Source organism: Streptomyces sp. NPDC101490, assembly GCF_044767145.1.
GTDB lineage: Bacteria > Actinomycetota > Actinomycetes > Streptomycetales > Streptomycetaceae > Streptomyces.
Window position 1 is genome coordinate 1 of sequence record NZ_JBIWNI010000021.1, and the last position, 23,770, is coordinate 23,770.

At 71.3% G+C, this 23,770-nt stretch carries 22 protein-coding genes and 1 pseudogene; 10 read left to right on the forward strand and 13 right to left on the reverse strand.

Features of this window, described 5'->3' with window-relative positions:
• Window positions 1–377: 377 nt before the first annotated feature.
• Window positions 378–587 (reverse strand): annotated as a pseudogene (locus tag ACIRQY_RS28405) (DUF6243 family protein); the annotation flags it as partial.
• A gap of 198 nt (window positions 588–785) precedes the next feature.
• Between ACIRQY_RS28405 and ACIRQY_RS28410 the strand changes: the two are divergent.
• Window positions 786–1,823, forward strand: coding sequence for an aldo/keto reductase (locus ACIRQY_RS28410; RefSeq protein WP_403930563.1), 1,038 nt, complete (start codon window positions 786–788; stop codon window positions 1,821–1,823).
• 20 nt (window positions 1,824–1,843) lie between these two features.
• On the forward strand, window positions 1,844–2,431 hold the full coding sequence (locus ACIRQY_RS28415) for a TetR family transcriptional regulator (RefSeq protein ID WP_403930565.1): 588 nt from the start codon (window positions 1,844–1,846) through the stop codon (window positions 2,429–2,431).
• Window positions 2,432–2,642: 211 nt separating this feature from the next.
• Here the strand turns inward: ACIRQY_RS28415 and ACIRQY_RS28420 are convergent, their stop codons facing one another.
• On the reverse strand, window positions 2,643–4,025 hold the full coding sequence (locus tag ACIRQY_RS28420; protein ID WP_351789299.1) for a glycine--tRNA ligase: 1,383 nt from the start codon (window positions 4,023–4,025) through the stop codon (window positions 2,643–2,645).
• 189 nt (window positions 4,026–4,214) lie between these two features.
• Here ACIRQY_RS28420 and ACIRQY_RS28425 point away from each other — a divergent pair, with 189 nt between their 5' ends.
• The 4 genes from ACIRQY_RS28425 to ACIRQY_RS28440 all read left to right on the forward strand — a co-directional run bounded on the left by ACIRQY_RS28425 (window position 4,215) and on the right by ACIRQY_RS28440 (window position 7,377).
• Window positions 4,215–5,210 carry a metal ABC transporter substrate-binding protein gene (locus tag ACIRQY_RS28425; protein WP_403930567.1) on the forward strand — a complete coding sequence of 332 codons (996 nt, stop codon included), beginning with the start codon at window positions 4,215–4,217 and terminating at the stop codon, window positions 5,208–5,210.
• A gap of 26 nt (window positions 5,211–5,236) precedes the next feature.
• Window positions 5,237–6,001, forward strand: coding sequence for a metal ABC transporter ATP-binding protein (locus ACIRQY_RS28430; RefSeq protein ID WP_403930568.1), 765 nt, complete (start codon window positions 5,237–5,239; stop codon window positions 5,999–6,001).
• Between the two features lies 1 nt (window position 6,002).
• Window positions 6,003–6,896 (forward strand): metal ABC transporter permease, encoded by an 894-nt coding sequence (locus ACIRQY_RS28435; RefSeq protein ID WP_403930570.1) that lies wholly within the window; start codon window positions 6,003–6,005, stop codon window positions 6,894–6,896.
• A gap of 70 nt (window positions 6,897–6,966) precedes the next feature.
• Window positions 6,967–7,377, forward strand: coding sequence for a Fur family transcriptional regulator (locus ACIRQY_RS28440; protein ID WP_351789307.1), 411 nt, complete (start codon window positions 6,967–6,969; stop codon window positions 7,375–7,377).
• 76 nt (window positions 7,378–7,453) lie between these two features.
• On the opposite strand, the gene ACIRQY_RS28445 is transcribed toward ACIRQY_RS28440, so the two are convergent.
• From ACIRQY_RS28445 to ACIRQY_RS28460, 4 genes are all read right to left on the reverse strand, one after another.
• Window positions 7,454–7,996, reverse strand: coding sequence for a YcxB family protein (locus tag ACIRQY_RS28445; RefSeq protein ID WP_403930572.1), 543 nt, complete (start codon window positions 7,994–7,996; stop codon window positions 7,454–7,456).
• A 44-nt stretch (window positions 7,997–8,040) separates the two neighbouring features.
• Entirely contained in the window at window positions 8,041–8,865 is an 825-nt protein-coding gene (locus tag ACIRQY_RS28450) for an isoprenyl transferase (protein ID WP_351789351.1), read from the reverse strand.
• Between the two features lie 19 nt (window positions 8,866–8,884).
• Window positions 8,885–9,634, reverse strand: coding sequence for a DNA repair protein RecO (gene recO, locus ACIRQY_RS28455; protein ID WP_351789312.1), 750 nt, complete (start codon window positions 9,632–9,634; stop codon window positions 8,885–8,887).
• A gap of 165 nt (window positions 9,635–9,799) precedes the next feature.
• Window positions 9,800–10,015, reverse strand: coding sequence for a hypothetical protein (locus ACIRQY_RS28460; RefSeq protein ID WP_351789314.1), 216 nt, complete (start codon window positions 10,013–10,015; stop codon window positions 9,800–9,802).
• Window positions 10,016–10,546: 531 nt separating this feature from the next.
• Between ACIRQY_RS28460 and ACIRQY_RS28465 the strand changes: the two genes are divergently transcribed.
• Window positions 10,547–11,917, forward strand: a complete 1,371-nt coding sequence (locus ACIRQY_RS28465) for an FAD-dependent oxidoreductase (RefSeq protein ID WP_403930574.1) — start codon at window positions 10,547–10,549, stop codon at window positions 11,915–11,917.
• A gap of 127 nt (window positions 11,918–12,044) precedes the next feature.
• Here ACIRQY_RS28465 and ACIRQY_RS28470 read toward each other — a convergent pair whose 3' ends face one another.
• The 3 genes from ACIRQY_RS28470 to leuA form a co-directional block, all read right to left on the reverse strand.
• Window positions 12,045–12,737 carry a TerB family tellurite resistance protein gene (locus ACIRQY_RS28470; protein ID WP_403930576.1) on the reverse strand — a complete coding sequence of 231 codons (693 nt, stop codon included), beginning with the start codon at window positions 12,735–12,737 and terminating at the stop codon, window positions 12,045–12,047.
• 121 nt (window positions 12,738–12,858) lie between these two features.
• The gene (locus ACIRQY_RS28475) at window positions 12,859–14,193 is read right to left on the reverse strand and encodes a choice-of-anchor A family protein (protein WP_403930577.1); all 1,335 of its coding nucleotides are present in this window, start codon (window positions 14,191–14,193) and stop codon (window positions 12,859–12,861) included.
• A 262-nt stretch (window positions 14,194–14,455) separates the two neighbouring features.
• Complete coding sequence (gene leuA, locus ACIRQY_RS28480) at window positions 14,456–16,219, reverse strand: 2-isopropylmalate synthase (protein ID WP_351789323.1); 1,764 nt, start codon at window positions 16,217–16,219, stop codon at window positions 14,456–14,458.
• A gap of 321 nt (window positions 16,220–16,540) precedes the next feature.
• Between leuA and ACIRQY_RS28485 the strand changes: the two genes are divergently transcribed.
• The 3 genes from ACIRQY_RS28485 (at window position 16,541) to ACIRQY_RS28495 (ending at window position 19,222) form a co-directional block, all read left to right on the forward strand.
• The gene (locus ACIRQY_RS28485) at window positions 16,541–17,587 is read left to right on the forward strand and encodes a M4 family metallopeptidase (protein ID WP_403930579.1); all 1,047 of its coding nucleotides are present in this window, start codon (window positions 16,541–16,543) and stop codon (window positions 17,585–17,587) included.
• 21 nt (window positions 17,588–17,608) lie between these two features.
• A complete protein-coding gene (locus tag ACIRQY_RS28490) occupies window positions 17,609–17,884 on the forward strand; it encodes a protealysin inhibitor emfourin (protein WP_403930580.1) in 276 nt (91 codons plus the stop codon).
• 165 nt (window positions 17,885–18,049) lie between these two features.
• Window positions 18,050–19,222 carry a teichoic acid biosynthesis protein C gene (locus ACIRQY_RS28495; protein ID WP_403930582.1) on the forward strand — a complete coding sequence of 391 codons (1,173 nt, stop codon included), beginning with the start codon at window positions 18,050–18,052 and terminating at the stop codon, window positions 19,220–19,222.
• Between the two features lie 147 nt (window positions 19,223–19,369).
• Here the strand turns inward: ACIRQY_RS28495 and era are convergent, their stop codons facing one another.
• From era to ACIRQY_RS28515, 4 genes are all read right to left on the reverse strand, one after another.
• Window positions 19,370–20,320 (reverse strand): GTPase Era, encoded by a 951-nt coding sequence (era, locus tag ACIRQY_RS28500; protein ID WP_401238050.1) that lies wholly within the window; start codon window positions 20,318–20,320, stop codon window positions 19,370–19,372.
• A 29-nt stretch (window positions 20,321–20,349) separates the two neighbouring features.
• Window positions 20,350–21,366 (reverse strand): WxL protein peptidoglycan domain-containing protein, encoded by a 1,017-nt coding sequence (locus ACIRQY_RS28505; protein ID WP_403930584.1) that lies wholly within the window; start codon window positions 21,364–21,366, stop codon window positions 20,350–20,352.
• A gap of 68 nt (window positions 21,367–21,434) precedes the next feature.
• Complete coding sequence (locus ACIRQY_RS28510) at window positions 21,435–22,775, reverse strand: beta-xylosidase (RefSeq protein WP_403930586.1); 1,341 nt, start codon at window positions 22,773–22,775, stop codon at window positions 21,435–21,437.
• A 219-nt stretch (window positions 22,776–22,994) separates the two neighbouring features.
• The gene (locus ACIRQY_RS28515) at window positions 22,995–23,471 is read right to left on the reverse strand and encodes a hypothetical protein (RefSeq protein ID WP_351796573.1); all 477 of its coding nucleotides are present in this window, start codon (window positions 23,469–23,471) and stop codon (window positions 22,995–22,997) included.
• Between the last annotated feature and the right edge of the window lie 299 nt (window positions 23,472–23,770).

Here is a 23,770-nt window from a genome sequence, read left to right on the forward strand (position 1 = left end):
CAGTATCGGGGCGACCCTCCGCCTTGCGATCGCACGCACCAGACGCCGCCAGGCCTGCCCTCCGGGCAGACGGCGCCACTTTTGAAACACGCCCTAGGCCTGAACGAAGGGCCGGGCCCGAGCGGGCGGGCCCGGTGCGCGGGAGGGGACGAAGAGAGGCCGGGCCCGGGAGGGCCGGGAGGGGCCCGGGGAGGGAGCGGGCCGGGGAGGGGCCCGGGGCGGGAGTGCCCCGGGCCCCCGTCATGCGGTGACGGCCGGCCTGCGGCCGGTGGAGGTCAGTCCCGGCCGGAGGCGGCGGGGTCCCCGGGGCGAACGGGGTCGGCGAGGTCGGCGGCGGCCGGGTGTCCGGCGTCCTCGGCCAGGTGTCCGGTCGGTCCGGCCGGGTGTCCGGCGTCCTCGGCCGGGAGTCCGGTCACGTCGGTCGCCTGGGCGCCGCGCTCGCGCATCTTTCTCAGCAGCTCCTTCTTCTGGTCGTCCGCCGTGCGGCGGACGCCCGAGCGGCCCTGGGGGTTGCCGTGCTGGTCGGCGCGGGACAGCTTCTTGCGCTGCCCTCCGACGCCGAGGAGGTTGTTGCGGCTCTTGGCCACGGTGTTCTCCCGTCGGTGAGGTGGGTGGTGGTCCAACGCGGTCCGCTCACGACGGCGCTCACTCGTAGATCTGGAAGAACGAGAACATGCCGACGACGCTACCGGCGCCCCTCCAGCGGGGACATCCGGTTTTCCTCCAGACCACTCGATCGAATGACAGATATTGAAATCTGTCATCGCACATGCCATGGTTGTCCCATGACCACGAACCAGAGCCCCGTCCCCACCCGTCCGCTCGGCACCACCGGCCCCCGCGTCTCCGCCCTCGGCCTCGGCTGCATGGGCATGTCCGCGCTGTACGGCGAGGCCGACCGCGCCGAGTCGATCGCGACGATCCACGCGGCCCTGGACGCCGGGGTGACCCTGCTCGACACGGGCGACTTCTACGGCATGGGGCACAACGAACTGCTGATCGCCGAAGCGCTGCGAACAGCCCCCGCGAGCGCCCGGGAGCAGGCGCTGACCAGCGTGAAGTTCGGCGCGCTGCGCACGGTCGAGGGCGGCTTTTCGGGGTACGACGGGCGGCCCGACGCCGTGAAGAACTTCGCGGCGTACTCGCTCCAGCGCCTCGGCCTCGACCACATCGACATCTACCGGATCGCCCGGGTGGACCCGGACGTGCCGATCGAGGAGACCGTCGGCGCCATCGCCGAGCTGGTCGAGGCGGGGCACGTGCGGCACGTCGGGCTCTCGGAGGTCGGTGCGGACACCCTGCGCCGGGCGGCGGCCGTGACCCCGGTCTCCGACCTCCAGATCGAGTACTCGCTGATCTCCCGGTCGATCGAGAAGGAGATCCTGCCCGCCGCGCGCGAGCTGGGCATCGGCGTCACGGCGTACGGGGTGCTGTCGCGCGGGCTCATCAGCGGTCACTTCGCCCGGGACCGGGAGCTGGCGGCGAACGACTTCCGGGGCATGAGCCCCCGCTTCCAGGGCGAGAACCTCCAGCGGAACCTGGACCTGGTGGACCGGCTGAGAGTGATCGCCGAGGCGAAGGGCGCCACGGTCGCGCAGACCGCCGTCGCCTGGGTCCTCGCCCAGGGCGAGCGACAGGGCGCGGACATCGTTCCGCTGGTCGGCGCCCGGCGCCGGGACCGGCTCGCGGAGGCGCTCGGCGCCCTGGACGTCCGTCTCGACGCGGCCGACCTGGCAGCGATCGAGGAGGCCGTCCCGGCGGGCGCGGCGGCGGGCGAGCGGTACCCGGAATCGCAGATGGCGCACCTGGACAGCGAGCGCTGACCGGCGGGTACTGTCCTTCCATGGCCGCCACCGAGACCCTGACCGCCGAGCGCATCCTCGAAGCCACCGAGGAGGTGCTGCGGCGCTACGGCCCGGCGAAGGCGACCGTGGTGGACGTGGCGCGGGTCCTCGGCGTCAGCCACGGCAGCGTCTACCGCCACTTCCGGACGAAGGCGGCGCTGCGCGAGGCGGTGACCGAGCGGTGGCTCTCGCGCACCGAGACCGACCTCGCCGCGCTGACGACGGCGGCCGGACGACCGGCGCGTGCCAAGCTCCACGACTGGTTCGCGACCCTCTTCGAGGCCAAGCGGCACAAGGCGGGCGGCGACCCCGAGCTGTTCGCCACGTACGGGGTGCTGATCGACGAGAACAGCGGGGTGGTCGACCGGCACGTGGACGTCCTGATCGGCCAGGTCCGGTCGATCGTCGAGGAGGGGGCGAGGGACGCGGAGTTCAGCGCCGAGGACCCCGAGGCGACGGCCCGCGCCCTGTTCGACGCGACCTCCCGCTTCCACGACCCGGCCTACGCCCCGGAGTGGCGGCGCCCCACAATCGAGTCCGAGTTCGAAGCCGTGGTGGACCTCCTGCTCCGCGGCCTGCGCGCCTGACCCCGGGTCCCCGCCCGCACGGCACCACGACCGGGACATCACCACCGCGACACCGCGACGGGACACCGCCACCGGCCGTCCGCCGGATGGGCGGTCGGCCCTTCCGCCACCCTGAGCCTTCCGGCGGCCCAGGCCTTCGTTCGCCCGCCGCACGGCGAAGCCCCCGGGTCCGTTTCCGGGACCGGGGGCTTCGCCGTGAGCGTGGGGCGGGTCAGCAGCCGAGCAGACGGCTGCCCAGGTAGCTCTGGATCTGGTCGAGCGAGACGCGCTCCTGCTTCATGGTGTCGCGCTCGCGGACGGTCACCGCGTTGTCGTCGAGGGTGTCGAAGTCGACGGTGACGCAGAACGGGGTGCCGATCTCGTCCTGGCGACGGTAGCGGCGGCCGATGGCGCCGGCGTCGTCGAACTCGATGTTCCAGTTCTGGCGCAGGTCGGCCGCCAGGCCCTTGGCCTTCGGGGAGAGCTGCGCGTTCCGGGACAGCGGCAGGACCGCGACCTTGATCGGGGCCAGTCGCGGGTCGAGGCGCAGCACGGCGCGCTTCTCCATGACGCCCTTGGCGTTGGGGGCCTCGTCCTCGGTGTAGGCGTCGAGGAGGAAGGCCAGCATCGCGCGGCCGACACCGGCGGCGGGCTCGATGACGTACGGCGTCCAGCGCTCGCCGGACTCCTGGTCCAGGTAGGTCAGGTTGGCACCGGAAGCCTTGGAGTGGGCGTTCAGGTCGTAGTCGGTGCGGTTGGCGACGCCCTCCAGCTCGCCCCACTCGCTGCCGCCGAAGGAGAAGCGGTACTCGATGTCGGCGGTGCGCTTGGAGTAGTGGGAGAGCTTCTCCTGCGGGTGCTCGAACCAGCGCATGTTCTCCTCGCGCATACCGAGGCCCGTGTACCAGTTCCAGCGCTGCTGCATCCAGTACTCCTGCCACTGCTCGTCCTCGCCCGGCTTGACGAAGAACTCCATCTCCATCTGCTCGAACTCGCGGGTGCGGAAGATGAAGTTGCCCGGAGTGATCTCGTTCCGGAAGGACTTGCCCATCTGCGCGATGCCGAACGGGGGCTTCTTGCGCGAGGTCTGCAGCACCTGGCCGAAGTTGGTGAAGATGCCCTGGGCGGTCTCGGGACGCAGGTAGGCGACGGAGGCGGTGTCCTGGGTCGGGCCGAGGTGGGTGGAGAGCAGGCCGGAGAACTGCTTGGGCTCCGTGAAGGTGCCCTTGTTGCCGCAGTTGGGGCAGTTCAGGTCGACGAGGCCGTTCTCGGGGAGACGGCCGTGCTTCTCCTCGTACGCCTCCTCCAGGTGGTCGGCGCGGTAGCGCTTGTGGCAGGAGGTGCACTCGGTGAGCGGGTCACTGAAAGTGGCGACGTGACCGGAGGCCTCCCAGACCTCGGTGGCCAGGATGACCGACGAGTCGATGCCGACGACGTCCTCGCGCGCGGTGACCATGTAGCGCCACCACTGACGCTTGAGGTTCTCCTTCAGCTCGACACCGAGCGGTCCGTAGTCCCAGGCGGCCTTCTGGCCACCGTAGATCTCACTGCACGGGTAGACGAAGCCACGGCGCTTGCTCAGGCTGACGATGGTGTCGATCTTGTCGGCGGCCACGGTGCTCTCTTCATTACGACGACGAAGTGCGAATGCCACAGGTTACCGGCGCCCGTACCCCCCGTATCAAATCGGTTCGGAGAGCGGTCCGCGCGAGGGCGCGGGACGACGGTGTGGGGTGGCGACGTGGGGTGGCCCACACCTGAGGACAATTGACAATCGTTTCCAGTTTTGTTGAAAATGACTGTCATGAACGTACGCCGCCTGATACCCAGCACCGCCCTCGCCGGAGCCGTCGCGCTCGGCGCCGTCACCCTCTCCGCCTGCACCGGAATCTCCGACACGGCGGACAAGGGCGACAAGGGCGGCAGCGGCAGGCTGGACGTCGTGGCGTCCTTCTACCCCATGCAGTACCTGGCCGAGCAGATAGGCGGCGACCACGTCGCCGTCGACACCCTCACCAAGCCCGGCGTCGAACCCCACGACCTGGAGCTCAAGCCCCGGCAGATCGGCGAGCTCGGCGACGCCGACGTCGTCCTCTACCTCAAGGGCATCCAGCCCGCCGTCGACGAGGCCATCGCCCAGGCCGGCGTGAAGAACACGGTCGACGCGGCCACCCTGACCACCCTGGAGACCCACGGCAGCAGCACCGGCCACGACCACGGGCACGGTGAGGAGGGCCACGCGGCGGAGGAAGCGGGCCACGACCACGGCTCCGAGGCCGGAACCGACCCGCACGTCTGGCTCGACCCCGTGAAGTACGCCGAGGTCGCCCGCGGTGTGGGCGCCGCCCTGGCGAAGGCCGACCCGGCCCACGCCGCCGACTACACGAAGAACACCGACGCCCTGGTGAAGAAGCTCGGCGACCTGGACGCCGACTTCCGCGACGGCCTGAAGAACACCACCACCAAGACCTTCATCACCACCCACTCCGCCTTCGGCTACCTCGCCGAGCGGTACGGGCTGGACCAGGAGGGCATCTCCGGCGTCGACCCCGAGTCCGAGCCGAGCCCCGCCCGGATCAAGGAGATCCAGGACATCGCGAAGAAGGACAAGGTCAGCACCGTCTTCTTCGAGACCCTCGCGAGCGACAAGACCGCCAGGACCCTCGCGGACGACACCGGTCTGAAGACCGATGTGCTCGACCCGCTGGAAGGCATCACGGACAAGTCGAAGGGCGACGACTACCTCCAGGTCATGCGCGCCAACCTCGACGCGCTGCAGAAGGCCCTCGGCGCCAAGTGACCCCCGCACCCGAGGAGGTGTCCGCCATGGACGCGGAACCCGTCATCTCCGTCCGAGGAGCCTCCGCGGCCCTCGGCGCCCGGCCCGTGCTGCGCGGCGTCGACCTCACCGTGCACCGGGGCGAGGTCGTCGCCCTGCTCGGCGCCAACGGCTCCGGCAAGTCCACCGCCGTCCGCGCGGTCATCGGCCAGGTGCCGCTGACCGGTGGCACGATCGAGCTGTTCGGCACGGACCGGAAGCGGTTCCGCGACTGGGCCCGGGTCGGCTACGTGCCGCAGCGCACCACGGCCGCGAGTGGTGTCCCCGCCACGATCCGCGAGGTCGTCGCCTCGGGCCGGCTCGCCCGCCGCAGGTTCGGCCCGCCGGGCAGAGCCGACCGCGCCGCCGTCGACCGGGCCATCGAGCTGGTCGGCCTCGGCGACCGCGCCCGGGACTCCGTCTCCGCGCTCTCCGGTGGCCAGCACCAGCGGGTCCTGATCGCCCGCGCGCTCGCCTCCGAGCCCGAACTGCTGATCATGGACGAGCCGATGGCGGGCGTGGACCTCGCCAGCCAGGAGATCCTCGCCGCGACCCTGCGCGAACAGGTCGCGGGCGGCACCACGGTCCTCCTCGTCCTGCACGAGCTGGGCCCCCTGGAGCCGCTGATCGACCGGGCGGTCGTCCTGCGCGACGGCTGTGTCGTCCACGACGGCCCGCCGCCGGAGGCCGTCGGACAGCACGCCCTGCCCGGCCACGACCACGTACATCCGCACGCGGCCGGTGAGCCGCTCCGCACGGGACTGCTGACCTGACATGGAATTCCTCGAACCGGCCTTCATGCAGCGGGCGCTGCTCGCCGCCGTGCTCGTCGGCATCACCGCCCCCGCCGTCGGCCTCTACCTCGTCCAGCGCCGCCAGGCACTGATGGGCGACGGCATCGGCCACGTCGCCATGACCGGAGTCGGCCTCGGCTTCCTCCTCAACTCCAGCCCCGTCTGGATGGCGACCCTGGTCGCCGTCGTCGGTTCGGTGGCGATGGAGCTGATCAGGGCGTACGGGAAGACCCGCGGCGACCTCGCGCTCGCGCTGCTCTTCTACGGCGGCATGGCAGGCGGCGTGCTGCTGATCAACCTGTCGCCGACCGGCTCCAACGCCAACCTCAGCTCGTACCTCTTCGGCTCGCTCTCCACGGTGTCCTCCGAGGACATCACCGCGATCGCGGTCCTCGCCGCCTTCGTCGTCCTGGTCACCGTCGGCCTGCGCCGCCAGCTCTTCGCGGTCAGCCAGGACGAGGAGTTCGCCCGGGTCACCGGTCTGCCGGTGCGCGCCCTGAACCTGCTGATCGCGGTCACCGCCGCGGTGACCGTCACGGTCGCCATGCGGGTCGTGGGCCTGCTCCTGGTCAGCGCCCTCATGGTGGTGCCGGTGGCGGCGGCCCAGCAGCTGACGAAGTCGTTCCGCGCGACCTTCGTCCTCTCGGTGGCGACCGGTGTCGTGGTCACCCTGACGGGCACGGTCACCTCGTACTACCAGGACGTGCCGCCCGGCGCGACGATCGTCCTCTACGCGATCGGGGTCTTCGTCCTGCTGACGCTGCTCGCCACGCCGCTCGCCAAACGGCGGGCGCGGGCCGCCGAGGCGGCCGCGGCGGGCTGTGACGTACCGGTTCCGCCCACACGACGGCCGACGGACGACGTCAAGGTCTGATCGCTCAGATCTCGGGGGGCCGGGGTGCTGGCAGAATGGCGGGGGCAGACAAGGATTCAAGGAGGCCCCCGTGGTGACGGCAGGACCCCCCGTACGAGGCCGCTCGACCAGACAACGGGCCGCCGTCTCGGCCGCCCTGAACGAGGTGGACGAGTTCCGCAGCGCCCAGGAGCTGCACGACATGCTCAAGCACCGGGGCGACTCGGTCGGCCTCACCACCGTCTACCGCACCCTCCAGTCCCTCGCGGACGCGGGCGAGGTCGACGCGCTGCGGACCAGCGAGGGCGAGACGGTCTACCGCCGCTGCTCGACCGGCGACCACCACCACCACCTGGTCTGCCGCGTCTGCGGCAAGGCCGTCGAGGTGGAGGGGCCGATGGTGGAGCAGTGGGCCGAGACGATCGCCTCGGAGCACGGCTTCGTGAACGTGGCGCACACCGTGGAGATCTTCGGCACCTGCGCGGAGTGCGCGCGGAAGTGACCTGACGTAGTCGGGGCCCGTACCGGGGTCGGTACGGGCCCCGACGCACGTCCGCGTCAGAAGCGGGGCACGTCTGTCAGACGCGGGTGAGGTGCCGGTCCAGGAGCGCCCGCAGCCGGTCGGCGTCGGCCGGACCGGCGAGCCCGCTCTTGGGCAGGTAGGCGAAGCCGGTGGAGGCCCCCCGGGCGGTGAGGAGCACGAAGAGCCGGGGCGTCTCCACGTACCGGGGCAGCATCGGCCAGCGGATGACGGTGTCGGTGTCACGGGTGATCCACCGCCCGCCGTCCTCGTCGAGCAGGGCCCGGCCCTCGCCCTGGTCGCGCACCGCCCGGAAGACGCTCCGGGCGGTCGTCACGGGAATCAGCTCCGCCGCGAGGACGGCGACCAGACCGAGCCCGGCGAACAGGGCCGCGGTACGCGGCTCCGGCTCGGACGGCAGCAGGGCCAGGGCCGCGATCACCAGGGCGAGCGCACAGGCACCGCGGGCCGTCCAGCGCAGCGCCCGCCACCAGGGGGCGGCCCGCAGCCTGATCCGTACCGCCTCGCTCACGTCTTCGTACAGGGGCGGGTAGACGAGTTCGAGCCCGTCCCACGCGGTGTCGCCGGTCGCTTCGCTCACGGCGGTGATCGTAACCGGGCCCGGCGGGGGCCCGGCGGGGACGGTCAGGCCTTGTCGAGGACGGCCAGGTCGGCGGGGTCCACGCCGCCGAAACGCCGGTCGCGGGAGGCGTACTCGACACAGGCGCGCCACAGGTCACGGCGGTCGAAGTCGGGCCACAGCACGTCCTGGAAGATCATCTCGGCGTAGCTGCTCTGCCAGATCAGGTAGTTGGAGGTGCGCTGCTCGCCGCTGGGGCGCAGGAAGAGGTCCACGTCCGGCATGTCCGGGTAGTACAGGTACTTCTGGAAGGTCTTCTCGTTGACCTTCGACGGGTCCAGCCTGCCCGCGGCGACGTCCTCCGCGAGCTTCTTGGCGGCGTCGGCGACCTCGGCGCGACCGCCGTAGTTGAGGCAGAAGTACAGGGTCATGGCGTCGTTGTCGACGGTCTGCTCCTGGGCGACCTGGAGCTCCTGGACGACCGACTTCCACATCTTGGGCATCCGGCCGACCCAGCGGATGCGGATGCCCAGTTCGTTCATCTCGTCGCGGCGGCGGCGGATGACGTCCCGGTTGAAGTTCATCAGGAAGCGGACCTCGTCGGGCGACCGCTTCCAGTTCTCGGTGGAGAAGGCGTAGAGGGAGAGGTTCTTGACGCCCATCTCCAGGCAGCCCTTGAGCACGTCGAGGACGACGCCCTCGCCGACCTTGTGGCCCTCGGTGCGGGGCAGGCCGCGCTCCTTGGCCCAGCGGCCGTTGCCGTCCATCACACAGGCGATGTGGTTCGGCACCAGCTCCGACGGGAGCTTCGGCGGGCGGGCGCCGGACGGGTGCGGCTCGGGGAGCTTGTACTCGCGGCGCTGCCGTCCGAGGATTCCGCGTCGTGCGATGGCCATGGCGATGGATCTCCTAGCTCTTCTCTACGTACCGCAGGGAGCGCAGGCCGCGCTCGAGGTGCCAGTGCAGATAGGCGGACACCAGTCCGCCGCCCTCCCTGACGTGACGCGGCTCGCACGCGTCCGCAGTCGCCCAGTCGCCCGTGAGCAGCGCGCTGAGCAGGCCGATGGCCTCCGCAGAGGGTACGACGCTTCCCGGCACCCGGCAGTCCGCGCAGACGACTCCGCCCGCGCCGACCGAGAAGAACCGGTGGGGGCCGTCGAGCCCGCAGCGGGCGCAGTCCTCGAAGCTGGGCGCGTAGCCGTTCACGGCGAGGGAGCGGAGCAGGAAGGCGTCGAGGACGAGGTGGGGGGCGTGCTCGCCCCGGGCGAGGGTCCGCAGGCCGCCCACGAGCAGCAGGTACTGCTGGACGGCGGGTTCGCCCTCGTGGTCGGTGAAGCGTTCGGCCGTCTCCAGCATGGCGGTGCCGGCGGTGTAGCGGGCGTAGTCGGTGACGATGCCGCCGCCGTAGGGGGCGATGGTCTCGCTCTGGGTGCAGAGCGGCAGGGTGCGTCCGACGAGTTCGCTCCCCCGGGCGAAGAACTGCACGTCGACGTGGGAGAACGGTTCGAGCCTCGCGCCGAACTTGGACTTGGTCCGCCGGACGCCCCGGGCCACCGCCCGTACGCGTCCGTGCCCACGGGTGAGGAGGGTGATGATGCGGTCCGCTTCGCCCAGCTTCTGGGTGCGCAGCACGATGCCGTCGTCGCGGAACAGACTCATGGGCCCATTCTCGCGTACGGGAGGCGGGTACCGGGACCAGGGGGACGGGACCGTCGCGGTGGCCGGACCGCGAGTGGCGAGTTCTCTTCCGTCCGTACGGGAAGGGGTACCGGCTCCGTCCTTACGGGAAGGGGTGCCGGCCCCGGGCATCCGGTCCGCGTCCGGTCAGGACACCTCGCCCCGGCTCCGCGCGTTCGCGTGCGCGGTGGCCGCGCTGATCCGCTCGGCGGAGGTGGCCTCCCGCACGCCTTCGGGCTCGACGTCCCATTCGCGTCCGCCGCCCAGCGGGCGGACCTGGACGTAGGGGCCCTCGTGGCCCATGACCCTTCCGACCCGCCCTGTGCGGATCTCCACGACGTACGACCCGATGGGCAGTGTCATGACCGGTTCTCCTCCCCGTGGGCGCCTTCTCCGTGTCTTCTCCCACCAACGTATGCCTTTCTGAATCCATTTCCCGCTTCGCCTCACCAGAGCGGGACCGCATCCGCGGAATCGACAGACCCGCAGGTCACGCAAGTGCGGTGGGGCTCAGGGCAGTTGCCCTGTTCGATCAGCCAATTCGAAAGCCGCGAGGGAATGCGGTGCGGGAAATCGAATGGGGCGCAGAAAATTCACGCGCTTTTCGAACGGCGCGGACCGGGTGCGGAACAGGCGCGGGCCGGGCACGGACCCGGTCCCGACCGCGCCCCGGACGCACTCCGACCGCACTCCGACCGGACGGAAAGGCCGACGGCGGCCCCGGCCCGCGCCTCCCCGCAGACCCTCCGAAGCCTAGTCACCCTTGGGGAAGTCATAAGATCGCCTTATGGGTCCATAGGCCGGTGGTGGGTACCGCAGCGCACCGTGCGATATTTAGGGTGACCTAAGTGTCGGCGGCTTCGCCGCCACGTCGTTTGCGAAGGGAACCCACTCATGCCCCGCCCCCTCCGGGTCGCGATCGTCGGCGCCGGCCCCGCCGGAATCTACGCCGCCGATGCGCTGCTGAAGTCCGAGGCCGCCGCAGAGCCGGGTGTGTCCATCGACCTCTTCGAGCGGATGCCCGCCCCCTTCGGCCTCATCCGCTACGGCGTCGCCCCCGACCACCCCCGCATCAAGGGCATCATCACCGCCCTCCACCAGGTCCTCGACAAGCCGCAGGTCCGCCTCTTCGGCAACATCGACTACGGCACCGACGTGCACCTGGACGACCTGCGCGCCTTCTACGACGCCGTGGTCTTCTCCACCGGCGCGATGGCCGACCGTCCGCTGAGCATCCCGGGCGTGGAGCTGGACGGCTCGTACGGCGCCGCCGACTTCGCCTCCTGGTACGACGGCCACCCGGACGTCCCGCGCACCTGGCCGCTCCACGCGGAGAAGGTCGCCGTCCTCGGCGTCGGCAACGTGGCCCTCGACATCGCCCGCATCCTCGCCAAGACCGCCGAGGAGCTGCTGCCGACCGAGATCCCCGCCAACGTCCACGAGGGCCTCGAGGCCAACAAGGCCGTCGAGATCCACGTCTTCGGCCGTCGCGGCCCGGCCCAGGCCAAGTTCAGCCCCATGGAGCTGCGCGAGCTGGACCACTCGCCGAACATCGAGGTCATCGTCAACCCCGAGGACATCGACTACGACGAGGGCTCGATCGCCGAGCGGCGCAAGAACAAGCAGACCGACATGGTCGCCAAGACGCTGGAGAACTGGGCGATCCGCGACGCCGGCGACCGCCCGCACAAGCTCTTCCTGCACTTCTTCGAGTCGCCCGTCGAGATCCTCGGCGAGGACGGCCGGGTCGTCGGCCTGCGCACCGAGCGCACCGAACTGGACGGCACGGGCAATGTGAAGGGCACCGGCGCCACCACCGACTGGGACGTCCGGGCGGTCTACCGCGCCGTCGGCTACCTCTCCGACGAGCTGCCCAAGCTGCCCTGGGACACCGCCAGCGGCACCGTCCCCGACCAGGGCGGCAGGGTGATCGAGGAGACCGGCGAGCACCTGGCCTCCACGTACGTCACGGGCTGGATCCGGCGCGGCCCCGTCGGCCTCATCGGCCACACCAAGGGCGACGCCAACGAGACCGTGGCGAACCTCCTGGACGACTTCACGAACGGGCGGCTGCTCGCCCCCGCCACCCCCGAGCCGGACGCGGTCGTGTCCTTCCTGGAGGGCCGGGGCCTCACGTACACGACGTGGGAGGGCTGGTACGCCCTGGACGCCGCCGAGAAGGCGCTGGGCGAGCCGCAGGGCCGCGAGCGCGTGAAGATAGTCGAGCGCGAGGACATGCTGCGCGCCAGCGGCGCCATCGGCTGACCTCCGCGCGCGGCCGACCGGCCCCGTGCGCACGAAGGCTCCGGCCCCCGGCCGCGTCCTCCCGAGGGAGGGCGGGACCGGGGGCCGGAGCCTTCGTGCGCATCCGTACGGTGCCTGGGGGCGTCGGTCAGGACACCGTGCGGGCCGAGGCGAGGAGCCGGGCGACGTCGTCGGGGGCGAGCGCGAGCGCGTTCCCCACGGTGCCCAGGACCTCCTGCTCGGCCGGGCTGTAGATCCCGTCCGCGAGGGCGATCCGGGCGGCCCCCAGCAGCAGCGCCTCCCGCCCGGCGGGCGCCAGGTGCGGTGTGAGCGGCTCCAGGGCCTCGTGGAGCTCGATCGCGAGGAGCGCGCCCTCCGGGTTCACCTCGGGCATGAAACGCCCGGTGTCGGCCTCCAGGGCCGCCACGAGGTCGACGAGCTGGATGGCCGTGCACTCGGCGAATCCCGCGGACCTGACCGCGCTCACGGCCCGGTCGAGGACCTCGCGCGAATCGGTGCCGCCCGCCGCGAGGACGGCGAGGGCGACGGTGTGCACGGCGTCCCGCAGCATCGCGGAGAACCTGCCGGTCGTCGGGGAGTCCAGCACCTCCGTGCCGAAGTGCGTGTGGCACGCGGCGCATTCGACGACCGGCCCCGTACACCCGCGGGGCAGGACCGGCACCCCGAGGACGGCGAACCGGCGGCGGCCGGTGCGCCGCCGGTAGTTGCGATCGCCTCCGCACTCCTCGCAGAAGAACTCACCGTCCCCGACGGTGTTCCAGGAGGTGCGGATCCCGCATACGCCCACTTTCCCACCACGTGAATCCCGGGCAGACCGCACACGCACCTCCTCGACGGCCCGGCTGCACTGCCGGCGTTGGCGTGATGTTAGCCACATCCTCGTTGTGGCGTCAGCACCCCGTCAGGAGTTCGTCGTGCGGATGGCCGAGACACGTCACCGCTCAGGAGGTGCGGCGGCGGCGCTTTGCGAAGGCCAGGAAGCCTCCGCCGACGAGGACGGCGGCCGCGGCGGCGGCGATCACGCCCGGTCCGATGGCCGAACCGGTCGAGGCGAGATCACCCTCCGGGGTGGCGGACGGCGCCGGGGTCGGCGTCGCGGCCGGGGCGCTGGTGGACTCGCCGGGGGCGGCCGGGGTGGACGGGGAGGCGGAGCCGCCCGGCGTCTCGGAGGCGCTCGGCGTCGCGCCGCCCTCGCTGGGGGTGGCCGAGGGGGTGGTGGCCGTCGGGGTGGGGACGGTGGTCTCGGTGGGCTTCGGGGGCTCCGGGGAGACGACCGGGCCCGGCTTCGTCTCCTTGGGGAGGCAGCCGGTGAAGTTCATCTGGTGGGTCTCGGCGCCGGGGACGGTGTCGAGGGAACCCGCGATGACGGAGCCGTTGACGTGACCGGGGCCGTAGGCCGTGCTGCCCATGGAGACGGCGGCGTTGGGCGCGAGGATCGTGCCGGGCCAGGAGGTGTAGTTCTTCTTCACGCTCGTGGCCTCGGGGAAGTTCCACAGCAGCTTGGAGCGGACCTCCTTGAAGTCGGCGCTCCCGGAGGCGTAGTCGTCGATCACGAAGTTCTTCACCTGCGCGTCCCAGAGCCAGACGCTGGAGGTGGGGCGGGTGTGCATGTCGTACGAGCCACCGACGACGTTCACGAGGGTGGAGGCGCCGGTGGGCACCTTCACGTAGATCTCGCCCGCCTTCTGCAGGTCGGCGGCGCTCACCGCGAAGACGTTGAGCCGGGCGTCGGTGCCGGTGAGGAGGAGGCTCCTGCCGTCCACGGCGGCCTCGCCGTTCGGCTTGACGCCCGCCCAGCCGGTGGACAGCGCGCGCAGTTCGGTGAACTCCTTGCCGAAGTCGATCGGCGAGGAGCCCTCCTTGACCTTGTCGCCGTCGACGCCGAAGCCCTGGCCGGGCGTGGAGCGGTTGACGACCTTCCCGGCTATGCCGGTGCCGTTGTCGAGGACGACCTGGTTGGCGTACAGGGTGCCGCCGACGACGAGGCTGTGGCCGCCGGGCAGCCGGGCGAGGTCGGCTCCGGTCAGCTTGTGGCCGATGGAGAAGCCCGAGGGCCGCTTGGGGTCGCCGAAGGTGGCGTCACCGCCGACGGCGACCGCGCCCTCGGAGTCCGAGTGCCGGACGGAGTCCTTCTCGACGAACTCGGCGTAGTGGCCGGCGATGCCGAGCGGATTCGTCACGCACTCCGTCGTGGTCGTGGCGGAAGCGACGGGGGCCCAGCTGAGGGCGGCACCGGTCACCGCGAGGGCGGCGGCCACGGCAGCGGTCGTGCGCATACGAAACTCCAGCTCAAAGGAGGTGCGAAAGGGGCGCGTGGGGGGTGTGTGGGGAATGTGTGGGGCACGTGTGGGGGGCGTGTCCGAAGGGACGCCCCGACTGTCCGCCATTCCCTGATCTACCGTCAACTCACCTCATATGACGGCCAATCCGACATAGAGGGATCACTCACCTTAAGCGAAGCTGAAACTGTGACGCGCTTCACATGTGTCGCTGCCCCGTGCCTCACGGAGAGGTACGGGGCAGCGACGGTGGGAAGCGTCAGCGGGCGGAGCGGTTGACCGCCGAGACGACCGCCTTCAGGGAGGCGCGGGTCGTGTTGGCGTCGATGCCGATGCCCCACAGGACCTTGCCGTCGATGGCGCACTCGATGTACGAGGCGGCCTGCGCGGACGCGCCCTCGCTCATCGTGTGCTCCTGGTAGTCCAGCAGCCGGGCGTCGACGCCGACCGCCTGGAGCGCGGCGAAGAACGCGGAGATCGGGCCGTTGCCGGAGCCCGTCAGCACGGTCTCCGTACCGTCCACGACCGCCTCGACGGTCAGCGTGTCCGTGCCGTCGGTGTCCGAGGTGGACTGGCCGGAACGGAGCTGCACCCGGCCCCAGGCGTTGTCCGGGTTGGGCAGGTACTCGTCCTGGAAGACCGCCCAGATCGCGGCCGGGGTGACCTCGCCGCCCTCGCTGTCGGTCATCTGCTGGATGATCCGGGAGAACTCGATCTGCATCCGGCGGGGCAGGTCCAGCTTGTGGTCGTTCTTCAGGACGTACGCGATGCCGCCCTTGCCGGACTGCGAGTTGACCCGGATGACCGCCTCGTAGGAACGGCCCACGTCCTTCGGGTCGATGGGCAGGTACGGCACCGCCCACTCGATGTCGTCGACCGTCTTCCCCGCGGCGGCGGCATCGGCCTCCATCGCGTCGAAGCCCTTCTTGATGGCGTCCTGGTGGGAGCCGGAGAAGGAGGTGTAGACCAGGTCGCCCGCGTAGGGGTGGCGCGGGTGGACCTCCATCTGGTTGCAGTACTCGCTGGTCCGGCGGATCTCGTCGATCTGCGAGAAGTCGATCTGCGGGTCCACGCCCTGGCTGAACAGGTTCATCCCGAGGGTCACCAGGTCGACGTTGCCGGTCCGCTCGCCCTGCCCGAACAGGCAGCCCTCGACGCGGTCGGCGCCCGCCATCAGCGCCAGCTCGGCCGCCGCGACCGCCGTGCCCCGGTCGTTGTGCGGGTGCACCGACAGGCACACGTACTCCCGGCGGGTCAGGTTCCGGGACATCCACTCGAACCGGTCCGCGTGCGTGGACGGCGTCGAACGCTCCACCGTGGCGGGCAGGTTGAGGATGATCTCGCGGCCCGGACCCGGCTGCCACACGTCACAGACCGCCTCGCAGACCTCCAGCGCGAAGTCCAGCTCGGTGTCCGTGAAGATCTCGGGGCTGTACTGGTAGCCGAACACCGTCTCCGGTCCCAGCAGCTTCTCCGCGTACTCCATCACCAGTCGCGTGCCGTCCACCGCGATCTGCTTGATCTGCTCCTTCGAGCCGCGGAAGACGACCCGGCGGAAGGTGGGCGCGGTCGCGTTGTACAGGTGGACGGTGGCGCGCTTCGCACCGGCCAGCGACTCCACGGTCCGCTCGATCAGGTCCTCGCGGGCCTGGGTCAGTACGGAGATGGTGACGTCGTCCGGGATCGCGCCCTCTTCGATGATCGAGCGCACGAACGCGAAGTCCGTCTCGCCCGAGGACGGGAACCCGACCTCGATCTCCTTGTAGCCCATGCGGACCAGCAGGTCGAACATCTCGCGCTTGCGGGCCGGGGACATCGGGTCGATCAGCGCCTGGTTGCCGTCGCGCAGGTCCGTGGAGAGCCAGCGCGGAGCCCGGGTGATCCGCTGCTCGGGCCAGGTCCGGTCGGGGATCTCGACGGCCTCGTACCGGCCGTACTTGTGGATCGGCATCCCGGACGGCTTCTGCAGCGGCGTCTCGTTGGTGACGGGCGTGGGGCGGCCGACGAAGGGGGACTGGGACATCGCGTTGGGCTCCTCGGTACAGCGGGAGGGGGTTCCCCCGGCCCTTCACGGGACTCGGGGGAGGCCGACTGTCGAACGCAACACCAGGTCCCGCGGGGAGGGGGTCGGCCTACGACTACAGGCCCTCACCGCGGCAGCTAAGGAGAAGCAGCCCGAAACGCATGATGCCCGGCAGCCTAGCCGAGGACGACGGAGGCGGACGTCCCGTTTCAGTATGCGGGACGGCCTCCACGTCAAGACCCGACAGTGACGCATCACTCCATTTCGCCAATTCCCGTCTCAGCCCGTGACAGTGGGATCACTCAGTGCCACATTGCAGAGATGACCCACACTCCCGTCTTCTGCTCGATCATCCCGCCGCACGTCCTGGACAAGCTGGCCCGGGACGGGAACGACGCGGCCCTGCGCACCCTGGAGGCCGACGCCGCCCTGCGGACCCGCCGCCGGGTGACCGGTGTCCGGGAGGCGGCCGCCCCGGCCCCCTCCGACGCCGGCTCCGCGAAGCCGAACCGCACGATCTACGACGCCGGGCACCAGGAGGTCCTGCCCGGCAGGAAGGTCCGCGGCGAGGGCGACGCCCCCGGCCCCGACGCGACCGTGAACCGCGCCCACGCCGGTCTCGGCGCCACGTTCGACCTCTTCCGGGCGGTCTACGGACGGGACTCGCTGGACGGGGCGGGGCTGCCCCTGCACGCGAGCGTCCACTACGGCCAGCGCTACAACAACGCCTTCTGGGACGGCCAGCAGATGGTGTTCGGCGACGGGGACGGGGACCTCTTCCTCGACTTCACCATCCCGGTGGACGTCATCGGGCACGAACTCACCCACGGCTTCACCCAGCACACCGCGAACCTGGAGTACTACGGCCAGTCGGGCGCCCTCAACGAGTCCGTCTCCGACGTCTTCGGCGTCCTGGTCAAGCAGCACGCCCTCGGCCAGAGCACCACCCAGGCCGACTGGCTGATCGGCGCGGGGCTGCTCGGCCCCGGGGTCGACCACGGCACGGCGCTGCGCTCCATGAAGGCCCCGGGCACCGCGTACGACGACGACGTCCTCGGCAAGGACCCGCAGCCCGCCCACATGGACCACTACGTCCGCACCAGCCGGGACAACGGCGGCGTCCACATCAACTCCGGCATCCCCAACCACGCCTTCTACCTGCTCGCGACCGAGCTGGGCGGCAACGCCTGGGAGCGGGCCGGGCAGATCTGGTACGACGTGATGACCGGCGGGGCGCTCACCCCCGAGGACCGGTTCGCCGAGTTCGCGGCGGCCACCGTGGCGGCGGCGCGCGCCCGGTACGGCGACGGGACGGAGCTCCAGGCCGTCCTCAAGGCCTGGTCCGCGGTCGGGCTGCCGTCCGACTGATCCGGCTGGTACACAGGTCCCATGCGGATTCGAGTGCGGCGCACGGGCGGTTTCGCGGGGATCGAGCGGTCGGCGGAGGTGGACACCGGCGCACTGGCGGACGCCGCCGAGTGGCACGCCCTCGCCGACCGGGTGCTCGCGGACGGCGAGAGCGTGCCACCCGGCGGCGGCCGGGGCGTCCCGGACGGCTTCCGGTACGAGATCACCGTCGACGGCCGCACGGTCCACTGCGGCGACCCACGGCTGACGGAGGCGCAGCGGACCCTCATCACGAGGGTCCTCAAGGAAGGCGCGTAGCCGGGAGGTACAGCGCGCGCCAACCCTCCGCGCGCTCCACCTTCCGCGCGCTCCCCGCGTGCGCCGCGCCCCCCATCTCACCCTATGTCGCTCTGTCGTTCGAAGATCGTTCGTGTCCTGCGAGGATGGCGCCACCTCCGTCAACCTCGCGAACATGGAGCGCACATGAACGACAGTCAGCTCGGACGGCGTGGCTTCCTCTCCCTGGGCGGTGTCGCCGCCCTGTCCGTCGCAGGGATCGGGGCGACCGCCGGAACCGCGGGCGCGACGGGCCCGCGTGCCGGGGCCACGGGCGCCACCCTGGCACTGCCGCCGTCGAAACTGATCCGGGTCGAGGGCAACACCGGCCCGGCCTACTTCCGCGAGAAGGCCGTGCAGCGGGGGACGGTCATCCAGTCCCTCGGCTTCGACAACGTGAACCGCCGCCTCTACTTCGCCCAGCTCATCGGCGGCGGACTCCATTTCCCGGGCGAGCCGGAGCAGGTCACCGCCGCCACCCGCGACCTCCACGGCGACCTGGCGATCACCGAGTGGACCCTCGGCCCCGACACCCCGGAGGGCGCCGGAAGCGCGAGCCTCACGGGCTCCATGTATCTGCGGGGCTTCGGCCACGGCGTCGGCATCGGCGTCGAGCCGTCCGGGAGCGGCACCTACCTGTGGACCGAGGTCGACGCCGTCCAGGACACCCAGCAGGGGACCAGCCGGGGGCGGCGCCTCTGCCGCTTCAGGTTCAGCAGTTCCGATACGCCCCTGGACGCCACCAGCACCTCGCTCCAGAAGTTCACCCCCGTACCCGGCAGTGTGAACAACACCGCGGGCGTCGACCCGCTCAACAACCGCCTGGTGGTCCGCTACAGCCTGAACGGGACGCACTACCGGATCTTCGACCTGGCGGCGGCGCGGGCGGGCGACTTCGGTACGCCGCTGGCCGAGATCGCCGAGCCCGCGGTCCAGATCGACCGCGACCTCTACGGAAAGCCGTCGTTCCAGGGGTACGCGGTGGCCGGTCAGTACCTCTACATGCTGCACGGCAACTCGTACGGCTACACCCAGGACCATGACGGCGACCCGTCCACGCCCAAGATCGTCATCTCCCCGCCCGGCGTGGGCAACACCCATCTCACCTCGGTGGACCTGAACACCGGCCAGATCGTCACGACCTTCCACTCGAAGGCGGGCCACACCCTGCCGTTCCGGGAGCCGGAGGGCCTGGCCGTCCAGATCCCGAAGGCGTCCGAGCCCGGGGTGTTCCGCCTCTGCATGGGCTTCGCCTCGGGGGACACCCCGGGCGGGCGCACGGCGTCGGTCTACTACAAGGACTCGCTGATCCAGCCGTAGGGCGGGACGGCGGCGGGGCGGGGCGTGACCGCACGACGGTCACGACGGTCACGACGGTCACCGCGTCACGACACGAGAAGGGGCCGCGTCCGGGGAGAAGTCCCGGGCGCGGCCCTCGTCGCGGCCCGCCCCTTCCGGGGCCCGCTGCTAGAAGCCGAGCTTCCGCAGCTGCTTCGGGTCGCGCTGCCAGTCCTTGGCGACCTTCACGTGCAGGTCGAGGAAGACGGGGGTGCCGAGCAGCGCCTCGATGTGCTTGCGGGACTTCATGCCGACCTCCTTGAGGCGGCTGCCCTTCGGGCCGATGATGATGCCCTTCTGGCTGGGGCGCTCGATGTACACGTTGGCGTGGATGTCGAGCAGCGGCCGGTCCGCCGGGCGGTTCTCGCGCGGGATCATCTCCTCGACGACCACCGCGATGGAGTGCGGCAGCTCGTCCCGGACGCCTTCGAGGGCGGCCTCGCGGATCAGCTCCGCGACCATGACCTGCTCCGGCTCGTCGGTGAGGTCGCCCTCCGGGTAGAGCGGCGGGGACTCGGGGAGCAGCGGGATCAGCAGGTCGGCGACGAGCTGGACCTGCTTGTCACCGACGGCCGAGACGGGCACGATCTGCGTCCACTCGAAGCCCAGCTCCTTGCCGAGCTGGTCGATCGCGATGAGCTGCTCGGCGAGGGTCTTGGAGTCGACCAGGTCGGTCTTGGTGATGATCGCGATCTTGGGGGTCTTCTTGATCCCGGCGAGTTCCTTGGCGATGAACCGGTCGCCGGGTCCGAGCTTCTGGTCGGCGGGCAGGCAGAAGCCGATCACGTCGACCTCGGCCCAGGTGGCGCGCACCACGTCGTTGAGCCGCTCGCCGAGGAGGGTGCGCGGCTTGTGGAGGCCCGGGGTGTCGACCAGGATCAGCTGGGCCTCGGGGCGGTGCACGATGCCCCGGACGGTGTGCCGGGTGGTCTGCGGCCGGTTCGAGGTGATGGCCACCTTCTGACCGACCAGAGCGTTCGTGAGGGTGGACTTGCCCGCGTTGGGGCGGCCGACGAAGCAGGCGAAGCCGGCCCGGTGGACGGCTTCGGATTCTTGGTTGCGAGCGCTCATGGAGGCCATTGTCCCCGATGAGCGCCCGCCGTACGCACTCAGTGCGTGCTCGCGGGTACCGGAGCCTCCTCCACGGGGTCCGTACGGGGGTCCCGGCGGGCCGTCCGGCGGCGGAGCCGCAGGCCGAGGACGGTGGCGGCGATCACCGCGAGGAGGGTGACGAGAGCGGTCCAGGGCACGGCGAGGAAGGAGACGGTGCCGGTCTCCCGTACGTCCTTCGCGGTGGCGGTGAGGGTGATGTCGCCCCGGTCGAACTGGGGGGAGCCGGTCCACCGCGCGGTGAGCCGGATCTTCTGCCGGGGCAGCAGCTCGGCGGGCAGCCCGGTCAGGCCGCGGGCGAGGAGAGTGCGGCCGAAGAGCCCCTCGGCGCGGAGCGCGACCTCGGGGCTGAGGGTGACGTTGCCCCGGTTGTGCAGGGTGTACGAGAGGAGGGCGCTGCCGTCGCGGGTGCCGGGGACCAGCGGCAGGTCCTGGTCGAGGGTGATGTCCTCGACGGCGAGGGCGGGCACGGTCGGGCCGGTGACCCGGAGGTAGACGCGGGCGGCGACGGCCCGCTGGACGCCGACGGCGACCGTGCCCCCGGCGGCGGGGCCGATCCGTTCGTCGAGGGCGACGAGGGCGCCGGGGTGGTCGCCGGGGTCGGCGTCGGCGGGGACGGTCAGCGTGTAGGGGACGGTGACGGCGGAGCGGGGCGGGACGGTGATCCGGGTCTTCTCGGGGGTGATCCAGGCTCCGGCGCCGGTCTGCCTCTCCTGCCGGGTGCGGACGGCGAAGCCGCCGTCGCGGTCGGTGTTGTAGGCGTCGGCGCCGTAGAGCCGGAAGGTCAGCGGGCCGTTCGTCCGGTTGGTGACGGTGACCCGGTCGGTGACGGTGGCGCCCGGGTCGGCGGTGAGGAAGAAGTAGGGGCGGCTGCCCGGCCGGGCGGCCGCCGGGTAGACCGCCCATTCGCCGTTCTCCGCCGCCCCGGCGCCCGGCGCGAGGCCCAGGAGCAGGAGGAGGGCGCTCAGGAGGAGGGCGTACGGCTTGACGCGGAGGACGTACGGTTCGACGCGCACGGTGCGGAACCTCCTGGGGTGCGGATCGGCGGCGGACCGGCCGGGTGCGCGCCCGGCCCGCCGTGCGGTCAGGACAGGGTCAGCGTGAGCACGCCCGCGTACGAGCCGGGCGCGGTGAACGCCGGGACGTCGAGGGAGAGGCCCGCGTCGACGGTGAACTCGCCTCCGGTGAGGGCGCCGTTCGGGGTGGAGGCGAGGGTGGCGCCGCCGCTGCCGACGGGTCCTGCGGACCCGGCCGCGCAGGTGCTGGGGCTGCCCGCCTTGGCGGTGCAGGACGGGGTCCAGCTGAGGTTCCCGGCGCCGAGGGAGCCGCCGGGGCCGGTGAAGTCGGTGACCTTGCCGGTGAGGGACCAGCCCGCGGGGCCGCCGCGGAAGTCCTTGACGGTCACGGTCTGGAGGCTGCCGGTGGCGGCGCCGCCCTGGCCGAAGTCCACGGCGGAGAGCTGCACGGCGTCGCCCGCCTGGGTCATGGACAGTTCGCCCGCCGTGACGGACGCGGTGATCCGCTGGCTGCCCGGCGGATCGGGGGTGTCGTCGACGACGGTGTAGGCGGCCGGGCCCGCGCCCTTGTCGGCGTTCCAGGAGGCGCCCTCGTAGGCCACGATCCCGGTGGTCGCCTTGTCGTTGACCTTGAGGCGGGCGGCGAAGGAGCCCTCGCTGTCGGTCGTGACGGTCATCCGGTCGGCGGTCTCGGCCGCTCCGGCGCGGCCGACGACGGTGACGTCGGTGAGCGGGGTGAAGCGGGAGCCGTTGACGGTGACCCGGACGCCGGGGGCGCCGGAGGGCGTCTCCAGCTGGAGGGCCCGGGTGTTGGGGCTGGTCACCGGGCTCGCGGTGACCGTGTCGGAGACCGGGGCGGGCGGGTTGAGGACGGTACAGGGGGTGTCCAGCTCCATGATGTAGCTGGTGTGGATGTTGTAGTCGCCGGGTGACAGGGTGATCGTTCCGGCCTGGGTGACCGTGAAGGTGCCGGTCATGGAGAAGGCCGGGAAGGAGCCCTTGCCGGGGACCGGCGGGTTCTTCTTGGGGCCGGTGACGGTGATGGCGCCGGTCTGGGCGCCGCCGAGGACGACCTTGCCGCTGGGCGTCATGATGTCGGCCGGGAGGGCGAGGTCGACCGGGTTGGAGGCGGCGGGCTTGGTGATCGTGTAGGTGACGGTCACGACGTCGCCGACCTTGGGGCTGCTCTTGTCGACCGAGACGAGGGCGGTGGTGGTGCCCTGGATGGGCGGGATGCCCGCGATCGGCGGCGGGATGCAGCGGGTCTGGTACTGCACCTCCACGGAACTGCTGGTCGCACCGGCGGGGGTGGCGAGCGCGCCGCCGCCCGCGAACGCGAGGGCGGTGGCGCCGAGGACGGCGGTCCAGCGCCGTCTTCGGACGGCCGCCCGGGATCGGGTGAGTGCCATGGTGTGCCCCCTCCTGAGGAATGAGTGGGCGCCATTGACAGCCGTCGGTGAAGAGAAGTCAAGGCACGCGGGAGACATCGACTGATGTCCCGTCAGATACTGTCAAGATCGGTTCGGCCGGAGCTTTTCGCAGGTCATCGGCGGGGCGGCCGGAGCCGGAACACGACGGAGACCGGTGCCGCCCGAGGGCGGCACCGGTCCTGGGCGGAGCGTGCTCGGCTAGAAGACGAACGGGCCGGGCGTCTGCGAGGTGACCGCGTCGCAGTTCACCGTGACCCCGAAGATCACCATCTTGAGGGCGACACCCGCGAAGTACGAGTTGAGGCTGTCGCCCGAGGCCACGGTCCCGGCGAGCGGACCGATCTTCACCGTCCCGTTGGCGGGGAGCGCCGGGTTCTTCTTGCCGGTGAAGACCCGGGTGCCACCGCCGCCCTTGGCCATCGTCAGCGTCGCGCTGATCTGGTCGGCGCCGACCGCGATCGGCGTCGTGATGCCCGAGGTGAGGGTGATGGTCGCGGACGTGCCGCTCTGCGTGGCGGCGAGGGTGGCGGTGCCGCCGCCCCAGGTGCCACAGTCGTACGTCGCCGTGGCCGAGCCGGGCGAGACGGCGGCGGCCGACGGGGCGAAGGCGAGTCCGGCGGCGGCGAGGCCCCCGGCGAGGACCGCGACGGTCCCCGTGGTGCTTCTTCTTCTCATGGCTAGTTCGAACCCCTTCCGATGACGAACGCAGGGGTGCGGACACTGCGTGGAGGACGAGAGATCTGACGGTCCGTCGGGCGGACCGGTGTTCATTGAGACGCAGACCGCCGGGGAAGGCAAGAGAAGACGCGGTGATCGTTCACAAGGACACAAGACGGAGGGGCCCGGCACACCGCCGGGCCCCTCCGTGTCCTGTTCTCGCCGTACGGGCCCATCGCCGGGCCGGGCCGTCCGCGCGACCGTTCCGTGCGGTTTCCGTACGGCTTCCCGCACGGTCTTCCCGCACGGCTTCGTAC

Bases quoted from the DNA above. Each gene is read 5' to 3' on its own strand.
- ACIRQY_RS28425 (WP_403930567.1), top strand. From the start codon at position 4,215: ATGAACGTACGCCGCCTGATACCCAGCACCGCCCTCGCCGGAGCCGTC.
- ACIRQY_RS28515 (WP_351796573.1), bottom strand. From the start codon at position 23,471: ATGAGAAGAAGAAGCACCACGGGGACCGTCGCGGTCCTCGCCGGGGGC.
- leuA (WP_351789323.1), bottom strand. From the start codon at position 16,219: ATGTCCCAGTCCCCCTTCGTCGGCCGCCCCACGCCCGTCACCAACGAG.
- ACIRQY_RS28485 (WP_403930579.1), top strand. From the start codon at position 16,541: ATGACCCACACTCCCGTCTTCTGCTCGATCATCCCGCCGCACGTCCTG.
- ACIRQY_RS28495 (WP_403930582.1), top strand. From the start codon at position 18,050: ATGAACGACAGTCAGCTCGGACGGCGTGGCTTCCTCTCCCTGGGCGGT.
- ACIRQY_RS28435 (WP_403930570.1), top strand. From the start codon at position 6,003: ATGGAATTCCTCGAACCGGCCTTCATGCAGCGGGCGCTGCTCGCCGCC.
- ACIRQY_RS28415 (WP_403930565.1), top strand. From the start codon at position 1,844: ATGGCCGCCACCGAGACCCTGACCGCCGAGCGCATCCTCGAAGCCACC.
- ACIRQY_RS28510 (WP_403930586.1), bottom strand. From the start codon at position 22,775: ATGGCACTCACCCGATCCCGGGCGGCCGTCCGAAGACGGCGCTGGACC.
- ACIRQY_RS28475 (WP_403930577.1), bottom strand. From the start codon at position 14,193: ATGCGCACGACCGCTGCCGTGGCCGCCGCCCTCGCGGTGACCGGTGCC.
- era (WP_401238050.1), bottom strand. From the start codon at position 20,320: ATGGCCTCCATGAGCGCTCGCAACCAAGAATCCGAAGCCGTCCACCGG.
- ACIRQY_RS28490 (WP_403930580.1), top strand. From the start codon at position 17,609: ATGCGGATTCGAGTGCGGCGCACGGGCGGTTTCGCGGGGATCGAGCGG.
- ACIRQY_RS28460 (WP_351789314.1), bottom strand. From the start codon at position 10,015: ATGACACTGCCCATCGGGTCGTACGTCGTGGAGATCCGCACAGGGCGG.
- ACIRQY_RS28465 (WP_403930574.1), top strand. From the start codon at position 10,547: ATGCCCCGCCCCCTCCGGGTCGCGATCGTCGGCGCCGGCCCCGCCGGA.
- recO (WP_351789312.1), bottom strand. From the start codon at position 9,634: ATGAGTCTGTTCCGCGACGACGGCATCGTGCTGCGCACCCAGAAGCTG.
- ACIRQY_RS28430 (WP_403930568.1), top strand. From the start codon at position 5,237: ATGGACGCGGAACCCGTCATCTCCGTCCGAGGAGCCTCCGCGGCCCTC.
- ACIRQY_RS28410 (WP_403930563.1), top strand. From the start codon at position 786: ATGACCACGAACCAGAGCCCCGTCCCCACCCGTCCGCTCGGCACCACC.